This window comes from Shewanella algidipiscicola (assembly GCF_003605125.1).
GTDB classification, from domain to species: domain Bacteria; phylum Pseudomonadota; class Gammaproteobacteria; order Enterobacterales; family Shewanellaceae; genus Shewanella; species Shewanella algidipiscicola.
Genome location: NZ_QPQT01000021.1, coordinates 27,776 through 45,156 on the forward strand (window position 1 = coordinate 27,776; position 17,381 = coordinate 45,156).

Below are 17,381 nucleotides of genomic sequence, written 5' to 3' on the forward strand. Positions count from 1 at the left end.
GTAAAATCAGCTTGCAGTGTAAGTCATTGACCCACTTAGTTCGCAGCGACAAAACCTTTGGGCTGTGCTCGGCGTCAATTGCTCATTTTTCTCTTAGTGGTCAGCGAGGCTGCATCTATTAATGATGCCCCACTTTGGTGCGAACGAGCTCAGTCGGTGCGTTTCGATGAGTGGTATAGCCGTTATTAGTGGGGGGTTGATGAGAGGCCGCGCTTTGGCTAGCGTCGACCCAATCGGAGATTATGGCCGCTGCTTTGTCATTGGCGTCATAGTTGCAAGGCCTTGCTTATGGGCATTATTGGAGCAAGCTATGGCAGCCATGAGCTATTTGAGTGTAATAGAGCGATACCATGAACATGAACAGCTGGTGAAAGAGCTGCTGGAATCGATTTTAGTGGGGATTAGCGATCCTGTGATGCTGTCGGACCCAGGGATGCGGGTGCGGGCTATGGCCGAAATGGCCAACAGCTACCCCTTTATCGAGTTGCTGTATATCTTAGATGCCGATGGAGTGCAGATCAGTGATAACGTCGCCATTGTTAATCGAGTCGTGCAGGCTATTCCCGTGGGGCGTAACTTAAACCGCAGTCATCGGCCCTATTTTTCAAAGGCGCAACCACTCCAGACGTTGAATATCACCCATCCTTACTTGTCGAATGCCAGTGGTAAATTATGTTTGTCGGCCTCCTACCGAATTGGCGATAATGGCGAGCAAGGTTATATCGTGGTCGATGTGAATCTGACTCAATTGATCGAATTTATGATGGGCGATAGCGCTCGTCGTAAGGCGACCCCTTTATTTAAAAGTGTCTACTGCGCCTTGGTGCTGGGACTGTTTATTATGGTGATGGTGCTGATCAGTATGGCTGCGGTGGACATTGCCTCGCTGTTAGCTGACGGGCGAGTGCCCAGTGGCTCAATTAAACCCTTTGGCATTATTATCTTTATCACCTTGGCGCTGGCGGTATTTGATTTGGGCAAAACCATATTGGAAGAGGAGGTGTTGATGCACAAAGATATCTTCCGTCATAGCTCGACGCGGCGCACCATCACCCGTTTTATCTCCACCATCTTAATTGCTATTTCTATCGAGGCCTTGCTGACCATGTTTAAGGCATCGTTGGGTGAGATGAAATATGTTCAACCCGCTATCTGGATGATGTTTGCTGTGGTTGGTTTGCTGGTGGGGCTGGGGATTTATGTGTACCTAGGGGCTAAGGCCGAGCTATTGCTCAAGCAAGGTAGCGCTAAGCCTTAAGCGTTGTTAACGTTAAGCTGGCAACACATAGTGTTTAGTGAGTTGGGGACTTGCCGCCCACGCAGGCTTTGTTAAGCTGACGTGGGCGGCGAGCTTGGTTTAGCACAGGGTGCCCGTGTGCGTTATGGGCATTATCCAGTAGCGGCATGGATTGTGTTTGCATACCAAGGTAATAGCCGCCAATAGTGCCTCTTGTTGCTCGTTGGGATGCATAATTTCAAACTTACAAAACTCCCGATAACCTTCCACCTGCTCCTTAATATTAAAGTGGCTGTGTTCGCGACTAAAACCGCAGATAGTGCCCAAACTAAAACCGGATAAAAAATCGAGTTCAATCAAGGTATCAACGATATCGTCTTTTATCTCGTTTTGGGCGATCAGCACTAACATCTGCTTCGGGCTCATTGACGTTTCTCCAGCCAGTAATAGAGGATTGGTAATAGGTATAAGGTGGTGATCGTCGAGGTGAGCAAGCCACCAATCACCACTATGGCTAAGGGTTTTTGAATTTCAGCGCCGGGCCCAGAGGCAAACACTAATGGCATTAAGCCAAACATAGCAGTCGTTGCCGTCATCAAGATCGGGCGTAAGCGCCGCGCTGCGCCTTGCTCTACTCGCACTAACAGACTGCTAAATTGGTGTTTGGTTTGCTCATAATAACTGACCATCACGACCCCGTTGAGCACCGCCACCCCCAGCAGCGCGATAAAGCCAACCGAGGCGGGTACCGACAGGTATTCCCCCGACAGATACAGGCTGACAATACCGCCCATCATGGCAAACGGCACGTTAGCGAGGATCAAGCCCGATTTTGCCAATGAGCCAAAGGTGGTAAATAAAATTAAGGTGATCAAGGCGATTGCAATGGGGATCACCAGTAATAAGTTGTTGGTGGCACGTTGCTGGTTTTCAAACTCACCACCAAAGCTGACGCTGTAGCCGCTGGGAAGTTTAACCTGTTCGGCGATTTTAGCGTCCAGCTCTTCGACAAAGCTGACAATATCGCGACCTTGTACATTGGTGGTGATCACCGAAAAGCGATCGCCTTGCTCGCGTTCAATTAAAATGGGCCCCTCTTTGTAACTTAGTGTCGCCACATCGGTCAGGCGTCTAAGCGAATGATCTGGCATCACCAATAGCTGATTTTGCAACTCATTAATGCTGCTTAAACTGCTTTGATTATTGGCCATCAACACTGGAGTGCGTTTTTTACCTTGCAGCACTTCGGTCACGATAACCCCCTCGAGCTGGCTCTTAAGGTAGCGCGCAAACTCCATGGTGCTCATGCCGAAGCCTCGGGCCAATTCGTTGTCTAAGGTCAGGTTGATAAAGGGGCTGCCCTCAATCATCGACATTTTGACATCTATGCTGCCGTTGGTGGCGCTGACTAACTGCTCAATTTGACCGGTTAGCTGGCCAAGTGTGTCGATATCACTGCCAAAGACCTTAATTGCCACATCGCCAATGCTGCCGGTCAGCATTTCAGATACCCGCATCTGAATGGGCTGGGTAAAGTTAAAGTTTACCCCGGGGTAATTGAGTAGTTCGCTGCGAATAGCATCAATAAGTTGCTCTTTGGTGTCAAAGCGCCACTCGCTGCGCGGCGCTAGCTCTAAAAACACATCGGTCTCGTTAAGCCCCATAGGGTCCAAACCTATCTCATCGGCACCAGTACGGGCCACCATCTGCTTGATCTCGGGTACCTTGGCTAGCAGGGTGTGCTCTATCTGTTTATCGATATTGATAGAGGCCTCGAGCGAAATCGACGGTGATTTTTCTAACTGTAAGATGATGTCACCCTCATCTAGGGTCGGCATAAAGGTTTTACCAACCAGACTAAACAGACCTAGGCTGATGATGAGTAAGCTAAAAGCGACAATCATAAAGGGCTTTTGGTAGACAATCGTGCTCTTAAGGCTGGCAAGATAAGCCGCTTTGAGCTTTTCGATCGCCTTGGGCTCCTGCGCCGCTTTTTCGTTAACTAAGTAAGAGGCGATAACCGGGATCACTGTGAGCGACAAGACCAGCGCCGAGAGCATGGCAAACACTATGGTGACAGCCACTGGAGTGAAGAGTTTACCTTCAAGCCCCGTAAGAGTGAGCAGCGGCGAGAAGACGATCATCACGATAACCGTTCCTGACACCACTGGGATCGCCACATCTTTGGTGGCACGAAAGATGAGGTGCAGCCGAGGTAAACGCTGTTTGGTGGCGATAAGGTTGACCATGTTTTCGACCACCACCACAGAGGAGTCGACTAACATACCGATGGCGATCACTAAGCCGCCTAAGCTCATTAGGTTGGCTGATAGGTTGAAAAAGTCCATCATCAAGAAGGTCATTAAAGCCGCAAGTGGCAAAGATAGCGACACGACAAGCGCGGCGCGCACATTACCTAAAAATAGCGCCAGCAACACAATCACTAAAATGACCGCCTCGAACAGTGCGTTAGAAATGGTATCGATAGCGGTGTTGATCAGGTTGGCGCGATCATAGAAGGTGTTGATCTCGCTCCCTTCGGGCAAACTGGCACTGATCTGCTCCAGCTTAGCTTTGATATTGTTGACCACGTCGGCGGTGTTAGTGTCTTTTAGTGCGATGATCAGCGCTTCTGCCGTTTCTTCACCATCTTTGGTCACTGCGCCATAGCGGGCAAGGTGACCTATCTGAATATCGGCTAAATCCTGTAGGCGATAAACCTTGGCATCGTCGGCCTTAATCACCAGTTGTGCCAGTTCGTCGATATCGTCGATACGCCCTTCGGCACGCACAATAATGGTGTCTGTGCCTATGGTAAGCTTACCCGCACCTTCATTATGGTTGTTATCGATAATCGCCTGCTGCAGGGCGGCAAAGCTGACTCCTGCTGCTGCCATCGCCGCAGGATTGGGGTTGACGCTAAAGCTTTTAGCATATCCGCCCAGAATATTCACATCGGCCACGCCTGCCACAGTGCGCAGTAGCGGACGCACTTCCCACTCAAGCAGTTGTCGGCGTTCCATCAGCGACAGATTCGGATTTTCTAGCGAGAACATAAAAATCTCGCTCAGCGGGGTGCTCATAGGCGCTACGCCGCCAGAGACGCCTTCGGGAAAGCTGTCCCATACCGCGGCAAGGCGCTCGCTCACCTGTTGGCGTGCCCAGTAGATATCGGTACCTTCGGTGAAATCTAGGGTGATATCGCTGATGGCATATTTGGTGGTCGAACGTAAGATCGCCTGATTAGGAATACCCAATAACTCGGTTTCAATGGGCACGGTGATCTGCGCTTCTATCTCCTCAGGTGTCATGCCTGGCGCTTTGAGGATAATTTTGACCTGGGTCGGCGAGATATCGGGAAAAGCATCGAGCGGAATGGCAAACCAGGCGCGAGCACCGGCTAACATTAAGATCAGCGCCACAATCAGCACAAACAGGCGCTGAGTCAGCGAAAAACGGATCACAGAGGTCAGCATATTATTCGCCTCCTAGGCCGAGCATTATGCCTTTTACTGCGGCAACCGACTGAGATAACACTTGGATTTGGCTCAAGTCTTGGTCGCTGGCGACTATGTATTGCTGTGGGGTTGAGCCTAATATATCGATATTGATGGCCGTGAGTGTCTCTGCCGTTTGGGTAAACACTTGGGTCTCTTGCTGCCAGCTAAATACGCTGTTTTTCGGCAGTAAATATACCGCTTTTTGATACTCGGGTATCACAGTGATTTGTTGGCCTAACAGCAGGTTACACTCTTTTGGTACCGGCATTGACCATGCGCCCACAAATGCACCGTCGGCGATGGCTGACATCGAATCGATGGCGATATGGCACTGGTTAATATTGATGGCCGAGAGTGACGTCGACTGGCTCATCGGTACATTAACTTGTACACGAATGCTGTCTGCTGGCACCAGTGAAAACAGCTGTGAGTCAGCCATATAGGGACTGTTGAGTGTGTTTAGTTTAACGATACCGGCCACGGGGGCGCTGATCACTAACGACTCGGTAGTGGCATCTTTACTGTGCACCATCTCCATAAAGTGTTGCATATGCTCAAATTCGAGGTGGCTGCTAAAGTAATCTTGGCTGATCTCACGCCACTTTTCGGCGCTGATACTGCCATTTTTTAATAGCGGCTTATTACGGTCATAGCGCTGCTTAGCCAACTGATACAGACTGCTGGTGGCCTCAAATTGTGCAAGATAATGAAACACTTCTGGCCCTGTTAACCTGACAATCTCTTGTCCTTTGGTGACAATCTGTCCCTGACCGACCAAGAAAGTGACCTGCTGGATATTTTCAGGGGTGCTCACCCAGTAATCGTTACCCGGTAAACGGTCAACTTGTGCGGGTAGTGGGCTACCTTCATAGCTCGCGACCTTTTGCGGTTGGGTATAGCTCAGTTCTAAGTTGCCTAAAGCCGCTAGGGCTAACGATTCGGCTTGTACCAAGCTGGTGGATAGGCAGGCAGATAAACATAACAGGCTTGCGCCATACTTGGCGATCATAATGAAATTCCTAAGGCTTGCAGTTGCTGAGAATGAAGTTGTTGTTGCATCACTTGGTTGAGCGTTAAGCGTGACTCAGTATCGAGAGCGTCCACATAACGGCGCAGCCAGATCTCGTAGCTCACCTGATCTTGGTCTTTTACTTTGGCGAGCTCTTCGGTAATGGTGCGGCTTAATGACAAGCCACGGCTTAAAAGGGCGTGTTGCTGTTGTAAATTACCTTGCTGCTGGGTGAGCTTGTCGATTTGGGTCGTTAACTCTAGGTAGGTGCGATCGCGAGCCAGATTTTGCTCTGTGTGTGCTTGCTGCCATTGTGATAGCTCACCTTGTGACAGCGCCGAACTAAAGCCCAGTGGCACTGTAATACCTAACCCCAATTGCTGGTCATCGACTTGATCGTCAGACGTGTTTTTTGCCGTAAGCGACACAGTCCAAGGGTCTTGTTCACCCGCTTGCTGGCTTTTGATGATCAACAGCTGTTGCTGCTGTTGTAACGTTTGCAGTTGCCATAGAGGATGCTGGGCTAAATCTGAATTGCCATTGGCTAGTGGGCGCTGGCTTTCGGCTATCTGGGTGGGAACCTCATCTTGTCCTGTCAGTTGGCGATAGAGGGCATGGGCTTCATCTTGTTGCTGCTGAATATCAATTTGCTCAAGCTCAATATCAACCAGCTCGCGCTCAAGCAGTAGCAGATTCGCCAGCGGTAACTCGCCCACATCGGTAAGCCGTTTTTGCTGGGCGTGTAACTTTTGCAGTAAGTTTGTTTTTCGCGCTAACTGCTTAAGCTTTACAGAGGCAATGCGATGCGCCCACAGGCTTTGCCTGAGTAATCCCGATAGGTACAAACTTTGTAAGGCTGATTGCTGGCTCTGAATCGCTTGGCTCAGCTGCGTTAAGCGTTTATCACTTCCGTGTTGGCCCGGTGATTTAAGGGGTAAGTTGAGCGACACTTCTTGCTCGTAACTGTTACCATTATCTAGGCTGCCCAAGTGGCTCAAGCTGATGCTAGGTAGGCCGCTTAGCCAAGAAGATGCGCTTAATTCAAGTGCGCGCTCATCATTAAGCGTTGTGCTATTGAGCTGTGACGCTTGTAATCTGGTTTGGCTTAACTGGAGCAGAGGAGACAATGGGCGCTCAGGTGGGGTATCGCCTGTGGCCGCATGGCCGAGAATACTCGTGCAACTTAACACGCTTAACAGACATATCTTGATACAAGACTTTACAACAGACATACGCGATTTCTTTGCTTTTAAAGTGTGCTGTTAGTCTAAGGCTTGGTACACTGATGTCTTGGGGGAGATGTATCATAAAAATGCTTATGGTACATATGTCCCATAAGTTAATTTTATGATTTTATTTGTTTTTCCTTGTGGTGCCCAAATTGCGTCGATAAGGCACTTGGTTATCATCATAGGCCTCATTATGCTGCTGGTAGGTTGAAAGTTGTACAGCTCGTAGCGAAATAGAGCCTAAATAGATGTGATATCAAATCAACTTATTAGGTGTCATTGATCTTGCTGATGGAGTAGAAGTTCCCATGAAAAAGGATGTCGTCATTATTGTGTTGTTGGTGCTAATCATGCTGTTTAAATTGCTTGATATTGTCGCCGACTTTCAGCTTGATATCCCTGCTTGGCATATAGCTCAAGAGGGGGTTTTGGTGTTGCTTACTGTCATCGCGACCGTTTACTTAAGTCATGACTTGATGCGCCGTTCGCGGCAGGTGAAAATCTTAGCCCAGCGGCTAGCCAAAGCCGATAAGCAGATAGATAACATGACCAGCCAGATGCGCTCTGCTCGGCAAGAATATAGCCAGGCAGTCTCTAGTCAGTTTGCGACCTGGGGGTTCACTAAGAGCGAGCAACAGGTTGCCTTTCTCTTGTTAAAAGGCTTAAGTTTTAAAGAGATTGCCGAGGTGAGGCAAACCAAAGAGAAAACCGTACGCCAGCAGGCTTCCTCTATTTACAGCAAGGCCGATGTCGATGGTCGCCACACCTTCTGTGCCTGGTTTATGGAAGATTTTATCCAAGAGCATAACCAAGATGTTGCGACCAAAGCCCCAGCCAATGAAGCGGCCTAGCGGCGCGTCCCCAAGTTGACACTTACATATTGCAGACCATACCTAGACGTTTTGCCTAGTAGGTCGTATAGCTCCTAGCACTATCTAGCTGACCCAAGACAGTTTTAAGTAGGTTGTCCTTCTGCGAAAGCTCCGGATCCATAGGTTCCAATTGCTTTAACATAGAGGCTGGGAGGTTGTCGTACAGGATTAGATAGGCTCTATCTAGTTTTAACATAGGTAGCGCCTTGGCCAGCAGTTGGTTAGAAGCTGTAAATTGGCTGGTGTTCTTCGTCCATTGTGCCGTTAGCTTAGGCCAAAGCGGCTGACTGTTTAATGTGAGCAGGTAGGCTTCAGCATCCGGTTTGCTGAGAAAGACTTGTTGCTGAGAATCGTATACATAGAGTGCCGGAAATTTATGTTTTTGTTTAGCGGCCACCGTTTCTAACATTAAGGATTTGTTTTGTTGACCCAGAGCGATTAATTGGGATGAGTTGGCACTAACATTAATAGACATGAACATAAGGATTAATATAAATATGATACGCATAGTTGTCTCTAATTTAAGGTGAGTAGGGGACGATGTCCTCTACTTATTTTTATTTAGCCAAGAGAGTCTACGCACTCTAGAACCTCGTCTTTTACGCTGCAGAAAATACTGCCACCGCCACCATCTTCTCAAATGTTATGGCATGAGGCCATCACATTATAAGAACTAAAGACGAGAGTTAAGAAAAGTAAGATAGTTTTATACATCTTTTTCATCCTTGATTAAATGATTAAATGATTAAATGATTAAATGATTAAATGATTAAATGATTAAATGATTAAATGTTAGGAGTACATCCATATCTCCAGCTTATAACGCTATTTTATGTTAACTGTTGTGTCAACTGTTTTTACTATTGTCATTCTGGATAATTACTCGTATTGTTGAGGGGAACAATAGCATTAAATGGAATTTAATTATGTTTGAAATCCCTAAGGATAGAAGCCGTTTAAATAAAGCCAGCTGGTTTTTTTTTGCCGCAGTTGGGATCTCATCCGTTTTTATCCTGATTTTTTTAGCCAGTCGTCAGGCCTTCTCTTCCGATAACACCAATAGTCATTTTCCAGTCGCAGTCGTTATCAATTCTCCTCTAAATGTTACCGTTTCTGGTTATGGTAAGTTTGTTCCAAGAGTTCAGCGTGGCATTAATGCACTCAGTGGTGGGCATATAATAGAGGTATTTAAAAAACCGGGCAGTTTAGTTGCTGAAGGCGAAGTAATATTGAGCCTCAATAACCCTAAATTGCTGCGTTTAATGGAAACGAGTGAGTTGGCGTTATTAGAAGAGCAGGCTAATCAGCGAAGAGTAGAGGCTGAGTCAGCGCAGGCGTTAGAGGATCAACGCGGCAACATTCGGCTCGCCAAGGTGAAGTTGGCTTTGGCGGATGCAGAATTGGTGGCCCATAGAAGGCTAAAGGATAATCAGGTCATTTCGACGCTGGACTTACACAAGGCGCAGGTTGCATGGGAGCAAGAGGACGCCATGTTGCAAATGGAATTAAGTCGCTTTCAGACGCTACAAAAAACACGAAAAGCGATTGAGGATTCTACTCGGTATCGATTAGAGAAAGCCATTAAAGAGAGAGAGTTACTGGTATCTGAAGTCGAACAGCTTAATGTCCGAGCGAGTATGACGGGAATGTTAACTGAGTTAGCCGATGGCTTAGAGATAGGTCGGCATGTCGAAGAGGGCCAAGCGGTCGGCATGATTGCGGATCTTTCTTCTTACTATGCTCGTATTAATATTACCGCTGCTGATGCCGAATATGTTAATCCAGGCTTGCTCACCAAGGTTCAGTTTAAGGGGGTTGAAATCATCGGCGAGGTTTCTCGCGTCGATCCCACGGTTAATAATGGTAGTGTTGAGTTGGATATCGGTTTTAGCGTTAATCTGCCTATGGCGGTAAGGCCAAATATCGATGTAACGGCTAAGATTGCTATTGCCGAGTATCAACATACGCTAGTGGTTGATAGACCTATTGGCGTCGTTCGGGCTCACCGTGAATATCCTATCTTTGTACTCGATGAGGTAAACGCTATATTTCAACAGCGTAATGTCACTATCGGTGATATTGCAGGGGATAAGATGCAGGTATTAGATGGTGTATTCCAAGGGGAGAAGATTTTACTCAAAGTACCTAAACACCTCGCAAATTCCTCCGAAATTTTGATGGCCGATCTTTATGAATGATAGTGTAATGAAACTGACGGGCTTGAATAAGTCATTTATTAATGGAGCAGGAAATAATCATGTTTTAAAGCAGGTCGACTTTTCAGTCTATAGCGGAGAGATGGTTGCTATTCTAGGGCAATCTGGTAGTGGTAAATCTACTTTGCTTTCTATTATGGGCTTATTAGATAAGGCTGATTCTGGGCAGTATTTTCTCTGTGACCACGATGTGAATACCTTATCAGATTATCAACTTAGCCTGCTTAGAAATAAGCATATAGGCTGGGTCTTTCAAAACTTTAATTTAATTGCCGACATGACGGTAGGCGAGAATCTCTCGGTTCCCTTACGTTTTAATAAGTCAATTAGTCGCGTTGACTATGAAGTAAGGATTGATGATGTATTGCGCCAGGTTGGACTACAGGATAAAAAATTGTTTTACCCTGCAGAACTGTCGGGTGGGCAACAACAGCGGGTCGCGATAGCCAGAGCATTGATCTGCCAACCCGATATTATATTATGCGATGAGCCTACGGGTAATCTAGATTCGACAAATTCAGATAATGTAATGGAGCTACTTAGTGCGCTAAATCGAGAGGGGAAAACGGTACTGATCATCACCCATGATCCTGCCGTTGCTGCATGTTGCCAGAAGGCATATAAAATTCATGATGGGGAAGTCGCCTCCATGTCTCCTATGGAGTTTAAACATGCTGTTTGATCTCGTCTATGGTTGGCGAAAGTGGCGTGGTCAGCGTGGGGTTTGGAGCCTATTAATTGCAAGTCTATGCCTGTTCTGTAGCTTAATTGGTTTTGTGTTCAATCTATTCTGGTTACTGAGTAGCGATCGCCCCATGTGGGTTGGCAGTCAGCAGCCTATGATGACCATTGCAAGTCAAGATCTTGGTGGCAACCTACAACCGACCTCGGGCTACGACATAGATTTAGTCGCCCGACTTGCGGGTGTCGATAGCGTCGCCAGTATAGCGATTCAATCGAGTGTGGTGACTATAGGGCTAAAAGAACTACCAAGGTTAACTATTGGCTTTTACTCACAAAATACCATTGAGTTGCTTGGATTACCTCAACCTTTCACGATGCAAAATTTTGAATCAAAGAAAGGCATAGTGTCAAAACGATTTTGGCAACAACATGTTGAGCCGAATGCTTCGCTAAGCGACAGTCGTTTATATTACCGTGATGCGGCTTTTCTTATTGCAGGAATAGCACCCACGGCTATGGAGCAACTGGGGGATTTTGGCGTCGATATCTGGCTACCGGATACCTATTTACAGTTGGGCGTCCCAGATATGTTTGCTGACAATCCTGCGCTCTTCTTGAAGACGAAAAACAATCGCTATGGCTTTGCACTGTTGGCACAAAAGACAGATATTGAGTCACTCCAAGAAGCCTATATCAATTTAAGATTGCAAACACCTAGGCCTGAAGGTGGATTTGTCGATAAGCACTATCGCCCTTGGTTGATCAGCGGTATAGAGCTCAACCCTAATAGTCGTGATATTTTGCAGAGACAGGCATGGATACTCCTGCTACTGCTGCTTGGTTTCGGTTTTATTATATTTAGCGGTATCGTGTCTGCGTATACTCAGCAGGGCATAACGCGTCGTGCCGAGATGAGTTTAAAGTTGGCGTTAGGGGGCAGCAAAATTGCGCTAATGGGGCAGTTATTGAGGGAGAGTATACCCGCATTAGTCTTGGTGGCGGCGCTAAGCCCTTTGCTAGGGGGCATAGTGACTCACTATGTTGGTACAATCGGTGTGTATCAGGATTATTTTATTGGCGGGGTTAAGTTTAACATCTGGCTTTGGCTGCTTGCCATTTTCTGCTCTCTCACACTATTTGTTTGCTGTGCATTACTGCCGTTAAGTGGCTCAATAACCACGATGTTTTCTCGAGGTAGGCAGGGACATATGAGCAAGGTGCAACGGCGTGCTAGCCAGGTAATACTCGTATTGCAGCTTGCCGTTATTATGGGTGTTATGGTGATCTCTTTAAGCCTAATGCATCAGGAACTACGCAAGTATTCATCTGTGGTCATTGCTCAAGACGTTAAAAGTTACCAGCCTGATGTTGACGGTCGTTTAAGTATAGCTTTAACCTCAGAGCAGCTTGACGGTGAGTGGAGCCTTGGTGGGACACCGGTCGCACTCTCTTCCCGTCACTTCACTCAAGTCGGTGCTCCATCGCTAAAATATCAATCAGAAACTGGGGTGGGGCTCGAAAAACCCATCAACGGTCTATATGTTTCTCATAACTTTTTTAGTCTGTTGGGTATTCCCGTTTTAGCACGAGGAGTGTTGGCTGAAAATGCGGTAATGATAAACCACGCAATGGCATCACAACTCGCTGTTGAATTAGGTTTAAGTCATTGGAAGGCTGCCAAAGGGTTAGCGCTAAGATTGTCTGGTTTTTACTATGAAAAGCATGTTCGCGTAGCTGGTATTGTGGGGGATTCTCCTCATTTTGGTATAGCAGCCAAACCTAAGCCTTTAGTTTACCTGAGCTTAAAAGATCAAAATCCACTTTTTGCCAGCCGAATAGCCCCTGTGTTTTACAGTAAAAGCAGCAATAAGGATGTGATTGCATCTCACTTGAATGATTGGGCCTCGTTGCAATCACCAAGGCTGACTTATGCTGACGGGCGAAGCTTAGTGCAGCAAATTGAAGATACGGACGTTGCCGGCAAACTACTGTTCATAACCTCCTGCGCCATGGCTTCACTCATCATCTTTCTAGTGATATTTACGCTTTATAATAAATTTTGTTATAGCCTAAAAAGCGAGCAGATGAAGTGGGGAGTAATGTTAGCCGTTGGGGCGAGAAAAGAGACGCTGATGGCGAAAATGGTATGGGGTAATATGCTATTAACCCTTATCGCTACTGTGCTGACGCTGGGGGCTTTTCTGCTATTAGAGCACCACAGTCAGACGTTGATGGGGGTGTCTCTATTTCAACCTATAGTGTGGCTCTTTTGTATCACCTTGAGTGTATTTTTCATTACTTCGATTAGTCTGTGGGCGGCAAGGGGGCTATTAAGACAAAATATCAGCGTACTAGTTAGTGGCTGAGGCTTAGCTCTATGTTCGCCGATTCAGTAAGGAAGTGGCTGTTGTCAGGGAAAAGGCTAACAGACTCAGTTGCTAGTTGCGGTCTGATTGCTGTGAGGCAATAGGCCGCGAAGGAGTGGGCTGACTCTCAACACTTTTAGACATACCTGACTGCAATTATATTGGCTTAGATGTATGCGGGCCTTTCCTTCATCGATGTTAATCGCCTGTAGCGGGCTTATGTGCAGGTATGTTCATCGTCTCTTCGATTAACCCTTTTGGGTTAATGCCGCCAAATAAATATTGTGGGTATCGGTGCATGTCAATGTATCGGCGAAGCTAGATGCGTGGGTTATGAGCCTGTGTGTTTATAGATAAATGACTAATTTATCTTATTTTATTCTATGTTCTGTTTCATGAGATCAGGGGGGCGTTGAGGTCGAGAACGTTGGTTTGTTAAAAAGCACTAGCAGAAATTTCATAAAAATCAGTGTCGAAGTTAGAAATCATTGCCATTGATTCTTTTTTGGTCTTAATCTTACTGTCAGCCTAAATAGTGAACAGGGTTATGTATAGATACATGCAATCTGCGTTTTTCTTATCGTTATGCGATTCACTGTATCACGTTGATTTAATAATTTAAAAGTTCAATATAAAAAGGAGTTTTATATGGGATGCGCTTGCTGTGGAGCTAAGTTAAATAGTGGCATGTTGACTAAAATTGATTTCAAAACTGGTCAAAAATTTAAGTCATGTCCGCACTGTTCGGCTGCCAATGGGGGGGAGCATGTGTTTCATCCATATCCTGCTCAATTTGGCAAAACTCCTGCCCGTGTAACGGTAAGAAATCCTGATGGACATCAAAGTTATTGCATTGATTGTCGGGGGTTAGACAAAGGCATTGTTTCAACAGTACACTCGCATGGACGTTCTTGTAGTACTTTTTAGCAGGTATTAATGCAGTTATTTCGTGATGACGCTATAAGTTGGTTATCAACGCTCGCCGATGCGAGCGTTGATCTTATTGTGACTGACCCACCATATGAATCTCTTGAAAAACATAGGAAAATAGGAACCACAACTCGTTTAAAAGTCAGTAATGGTTCGAGTAACCAATGGTTTGATATTTTTCCTAATCAACGCTTTGAGGAGCTGTTCACTGAAATTTATCGTGTATTAAAGAAAAACGCTCATTTTTATCTGTTTTGCGATCAAGAAACTATGTTTTATGTGAAGCCAATAGCTGAGAAAGTTGGTTTTAAATTCTGGAAACCAATAGTTTGGAATAAGCTCGCGATTGGTATGGGCTATCACTATCGAGCTAAATATGAGTTTATTCTTTTTTTTGAGAAGGGTAAGCGTAAGTTAAACGATCTTGGCATACCCGATGTTTTGGAATGTAAAAGAGTGCATCGGGGCTACCCGACTGAAAAGCCTGTCGAGCTGATAGAAATTTTGATAAAGCAAAGTTCTCTCCCCAATGAGTTAATCGCCGACCCATTTTTTGGTTCTGGTTCTGCTTTAATCGCTGCAAAAAATTTGGGGCGAAAGTCGATGGGGTGCGATATTTCAGAGGCAGCACACTCTCATATTCGCCAAAGAGTCAAAATTGATGAGTTGAATTAATCATTAAGTTATTCAAGTGGTGCTAAGTATACTAAATGGTTATGTGCGAAACAAAAAGTCCAATCGAAGAGATTGATGACTAAGTGTAAGCACGCGTTTGGCCTTCGGTGGCATGGCAGCTCTTTGACATATATGTCATCGCTGCATTTGTTAATCCACATCAGATGCTCCCGCAGAGTGCCTAGGGAAGGGCTCGAACAACGTCCCTGTTTAACTGCCAGTTCGTCATCCATGCCTCTCGTTCGTGAGCTAGAAGCTGCGCTTCACTCACCGTGTCGAGGCGGTATCTGCACATGAGGTCGTTCTTTCACGTCCATGTGATCACGACATTGGTATGTCCCTATACTGCACCTGCGGCAAGCAATTGAACACCATAAAGCCATGGTTATTAAATTCGCAGGTTAAGTATCAAATCCCTTTGGGGTAAACAAACCTAAACGATGAGTCAGCCTCATCGCTTAGGTTAAGTGAAAGTTATTGATGCACTAATCGGCCTTTTTTCACCACATCCTTACACACATTAACCCCATAGCTATAGGCCAGTGCGGCTGGGGTGGTGATATCCCAGTGACAGAAGTCGGCTTGCATGCCAGCGCGTAATACGCCGACACTCTCTTCAATACCCAGCGCCTTGGCGGCGTTGCGTGTCATGCCGGCTAAGGCTTCTTCTGGCGTTAAGCGGAACAGGGTGCAACCCATGTTGAGCATCAATAGGCTCGAACACAGCGGTGATGAGCCGGGGTTGTAATCGCTGGCGAGCACCATAGGCACTTGATATTGGCGCAACAAGTCGATAGGAGGCATCTGGGTTTCACGCAGGAAGTAGTATGCGCCGGGGAGCAGGGTGGCACAGGTACCGCTTTCACTGAGGGCTTTTACACCTGCTTCATCTAAGTATTCGATATGATCCACCGATTTAGCGCCCAGCTTGGCGGCCATAGCCGAGCCGCCTAAATTAGATAACTGCTCGGCATGAAGCTTGATATCCAGCCCTGCCGCTTTGGCGGCGCTGAGTACGCGCTCCGTTTGCGCTAGGCTAAAGGCGATATTTTCGCAAAACACATCGACGGCATCGGCAAGGTTTTCAGCTATCACCGCGGGTAGCATCTCGTCGATAACGAGATCCACATAAGCGTCGCTATCATTTTTATACTCTGGCGGGATCGCATGGGCGCCTAAAAAAGTGGTTTTTACATCCACATGATGATGCTTGCCAAGCTCACGGGCAACGCGCAGCAGTTTGAGTTCGGTGTCGGTATCCAGCCCATAGCCTGATTTTATCTCGACCGTGGTCACTCCCTCTTTAGCTAGGGCATTGAGACGTTGCCTTGCAAGGTCAAATAACTCGGCTTCTGAGGCGTCTCGGCAGGCTTTGACTGTCGAGATGATACCGCCGCCCGCCCGCGCAATCTCTTCGTAGCTGGCGCCTTGCAGGCGCAGTTCAAACTCATTGGCACGATTACCTGCGAACACTAAATGAGTGTGGGCATCGATAATGCCCGGGGTCAGCCAGCCACCTTTACCTCTGTAAACTGGGGTTGACAATACGTCAAATTGTGGCAATTCACTGCGTGGGCCAACCCAAGCAATTTTGCCCTCTTTTACCGCCAGAGCCGCATCGGTGATTGCACCGTAAGGCACTGAAATATCTGGATCCATTGTCGCAATGTTGACGTCAATCCAAACCTGATCCCAAGACATAATATTTCCCTCAAGGTGCGACCTAAACATGTCGCGATCATTAATTTGTGTGAGCTAGCTTGTGCTTGCTTGTATATACAAGCTAGGATTATAGCGGTTAATTTAATCACTTTTAAAGTGATATTGCCCTATCACAGTGTGCATCAAGATGATGGGCTCATCACCATAAGCTTAAGGAGCTTAGATGGCTACGCCTAAGTTTGCTGAGATTAAACAATTCATTCTGACCAAGGTTGAAACCGGTGAGTGGCAACAACATAGCCGCGTGCCGTCTGAAAATCAGTTAGCCGAGCAGTTTGAGTGTAGTCGCATGACGGCCAGACGGGCGTTAACAGAGCTCACTGAATCGGGCGTGCTCGAGCGCTCTCAAGGGCTAGGCACTTTTGTGGCTGGGCTAAAGTCGCAGTCGTCGATGCTGGCGATTCGCAATATCGCCGATGAGATCAAAGACCGCGGTCATGGCTATAGGGTGCAGCAACTTGAACTAAAACAGATTCAGGCGCAAGCGCAGACCGCGATAGCCTTGGGGCTCGAAGAGGGTAGCCCTGTATTTTACTCACTGTTAGTGCACTGCGAGCAGGGTGTGCCATTACAGTTGGAGGAGCGCTATGTTAATCCGCAACTGGCGCCTGATTACCTTGAGCAAGATTACACTTTGCAAACGCCTCATGAATACCTGTCATTTGTGGCGCCCTTGACCGAGGCACGTCACACCATCGAGGCGATCCTTGCCAATCCGTCACAGCAACAACAATTGCAGATTGAAGGCAGTGAGCCCTGTTTGCAGATCTTACGTCGCACCTGGTCACGCCAAGGTGTGGTGAGTTTTGCGCGGCTTATCCACCCCGGTAGTCGTTTCCGTTTAGGGGGGCATTTGACCTTTAACCGTTAACGCCTGCCTGATGAAATGAGCGTAACACCAAAAATATTAAATATAACAATCGCGTTAAGCGATGAGATAA

The 17,381-nt window shown here is 46.9% G+C and carries 13 protein-coding genes; 7 read left to right on the top strand and 6 right to left on the bottom strand.

Translation table 11 applies throughout. The features are described from left to right. Window positions 1–310: 310 nt before the first annotated feature. Complete coding sequence (locus tag DVO77_RS18100; protein WP_110456891.1) at window positions 311–1,258, top strand: PDC sensor domain-containing protein; 948 nt, start codon at window positions 311–313, stop codon at window positions 1,256–1,258. 99 nt (window positions 1,259–1,357) lie between these two features. On the opposite strand, the gene DVO77_RS18105 is transcribed toward DVO77_RS18100, so the two are convergent. The 4 genes from DVO77_RS18105 to DVO77_RS18120 are packed head-to-tail and all read right to left on the bottom strand — an operon-like array spanning window position 1,358 to window position 6,978. Then, window positions 1,358–1,663 carry a DUF3240 family protein gene (locus tag DVO77_RS18105; protein ID WP_119979282.1) on the bottom strand — a complete coding sequence of 102 codons (306 nt, stop codon included), beginning with the start codon at window positions 1,661–1,663 and terminating at the stop codon, window positions 1,358–1,360. After that, window positions 1,660–4,713, bottom strand: a complete 3,054-nt coding sequence (locus DVO77_RS18110) for an efflux RND transporter permease subunit (protein WP_110456853.1) — start codon at window positions 4,711–4,713, stop codon at window positions 1,660–1,662. The genes DVO77_RS18105 and DVO77_RS18110 overlap by 4 nt, the downstream gene beginning before the upstream one ends. A gap of 1 nt (window position 4,714) precedes the next feature. Beyond that, window positions 4,715–5,746, bottom strand: coding sequence for an efflux RND transporter periplasmic adaptor subunit (locus DVO77_RS18115; RefSeq protein ID WP_119979283.1), 1,032 nt, complete (start codon window positions 5,744–5,746; stop codon window positions 4,715–4,717). Continuing rightward, window positions 5,743–6,978, bottom strand: coding sequence for a metal transporter (locus DVO77_RS18120; RefSeq protein ID WP_119979284.1), 1,236 nt, complete (start codon window positions 6,976–6,978; stop codon window positions 5,743–5,745). Before DVO77_RS18120 ends, DVO77_RS18115 begins: the two co-directional genes overlap by 4 nt. A gap of 305 nt (window positions 6,979–7,283) precedes the next feature. On the opposite strand from DVO77_RS18120, the gene DVO77_RS18125 reads away from it, so the two are divergent. Then, on the top strand, window positions 7,284–7,826 hold the full coding sequence (locus DVO77_RS18125) for a helix-turn-helix transcriptional regulator (RefSeq protein WP_119979285.1): 543 nt from the start codon (window positions 7,284–7,286) through the stop codon (window positions 7,824–7,826). 55 nt (window positions 7,827–7,881) lie between these two features. Here DVO77_RS18125 and DVO77_RS18130 read toward each other — a convergent pair whose 3' ends face one another. Next, complete coding sequence (locus tag DVO77_RS18130) at window positions 7,882–8,355, bottom strand: hypothetical protein (protein WP_119979286.1); 474 nt, start codon at window positions 8,353–8,355, stop codon at window positions 7,882–7,884. Window positions 8,356–8,773: 418 nt separating this feature from the next. Here DVO77_RS18130 and DVO77_RS18135 point away from each other — a divergent pair, with 418 nt between their 5' ends. The 4 genes from DVO77_RS18135 to DVO77_RS18155 all read left to right on the top strand — a co-directional run bounded on the left by DVO77_RS18135 (window position 8,774) and on the right by DVO77_RS18155 (window position 14,718). Continuing rightward, window positions 8,774–10,045 carry an efflux RND transporter periplasmic adaptor subunit gene (locus DVO77_RS18135; RefSeq protein ID WP_119979287.1) on the top strand — a complete coding sequence of 424 codons (1,272 nt, stop codon included), beginning with the start codon at window positions 8,774–8,776 and terminating at the stop codon, window positions 10,043–10,045. Further along, window positions 10,038–10,745 carry an ABC transporter ATP-binding protein gene (locus DVO77_RS18140; RefSeq protein ID WP_249038212.1) on the top strand — a complete coding sequence of 236 codons (708 nt, stop codon included), beginning with the start codon at window positions 10,038–10,040 and terminating at the stop codon, window positions 10,743–10,745. The genes DVO77_RS18135 and DVO77_RS18140 overlap by 8 nt, the downstream gene beginning before the upstream one ends. Then, entirely contained in the window at window positions 10,735–13,113 is a 2,379-nt protein-coding gene (locus DVO77_RS18145; RefSeq protein WP_119979289.1) for an FtsX-like permease family protein, read from the top strand. Before DVO77_RS18140 ends, DVO77_RS18145 begins: the two co-directional genes overlap by 11 nt. A 936-nt stretch (window positions 13,114–14,049) precedes the next feature. Continuing rightward, window positions 14,050–14,718 (top strand): DNA-methyltransferase, encoded by a 669-nt coding sequence (locus DVO77_RS18155; RefSeq protein WP_119979291.1) that lies wholly within the window; start codon window positions 14,050–14,052, stop codon window positions 14,716–14,718. Window positions 14,719–15,192: 474 nt separating this feature from the next. On the opposite strand, the gene hutI is transcribed toward DVO77_RS18155, so the two are convergent. After that, the gene (hutI, locus tag DVO77_RS18160; protein ID WP_119979292.1) at window positions 15,193–16,419 is read right to left on the bottom strand and encodes an imidazolonepropionase; all 1,227 of its coding nucleotides are present in this window, start codon (window positions 16,417–16,419) and stop codon (window positions 15,193–15,195) included. Between the two features lie 184 nt (window positions 16,420–16,603). On the opposite strand from hutI, the gene hutC reads away from it, so the two are divergent. Further along, on the top strand, window positions 16,604–17,311 hold the full coding sequence (gene hutC / locus DVO77_RS18165) for a histidine utilization transcriptional repressor HutC (protein WP_119979293.1): 708 nt from the start codon (window positions 16,604–16,606) through the stop codon (window positions 17,309–17,311). The last annotated feature ends 70 nt before the right edge of the window (window positions 17,312–17,381 follow it).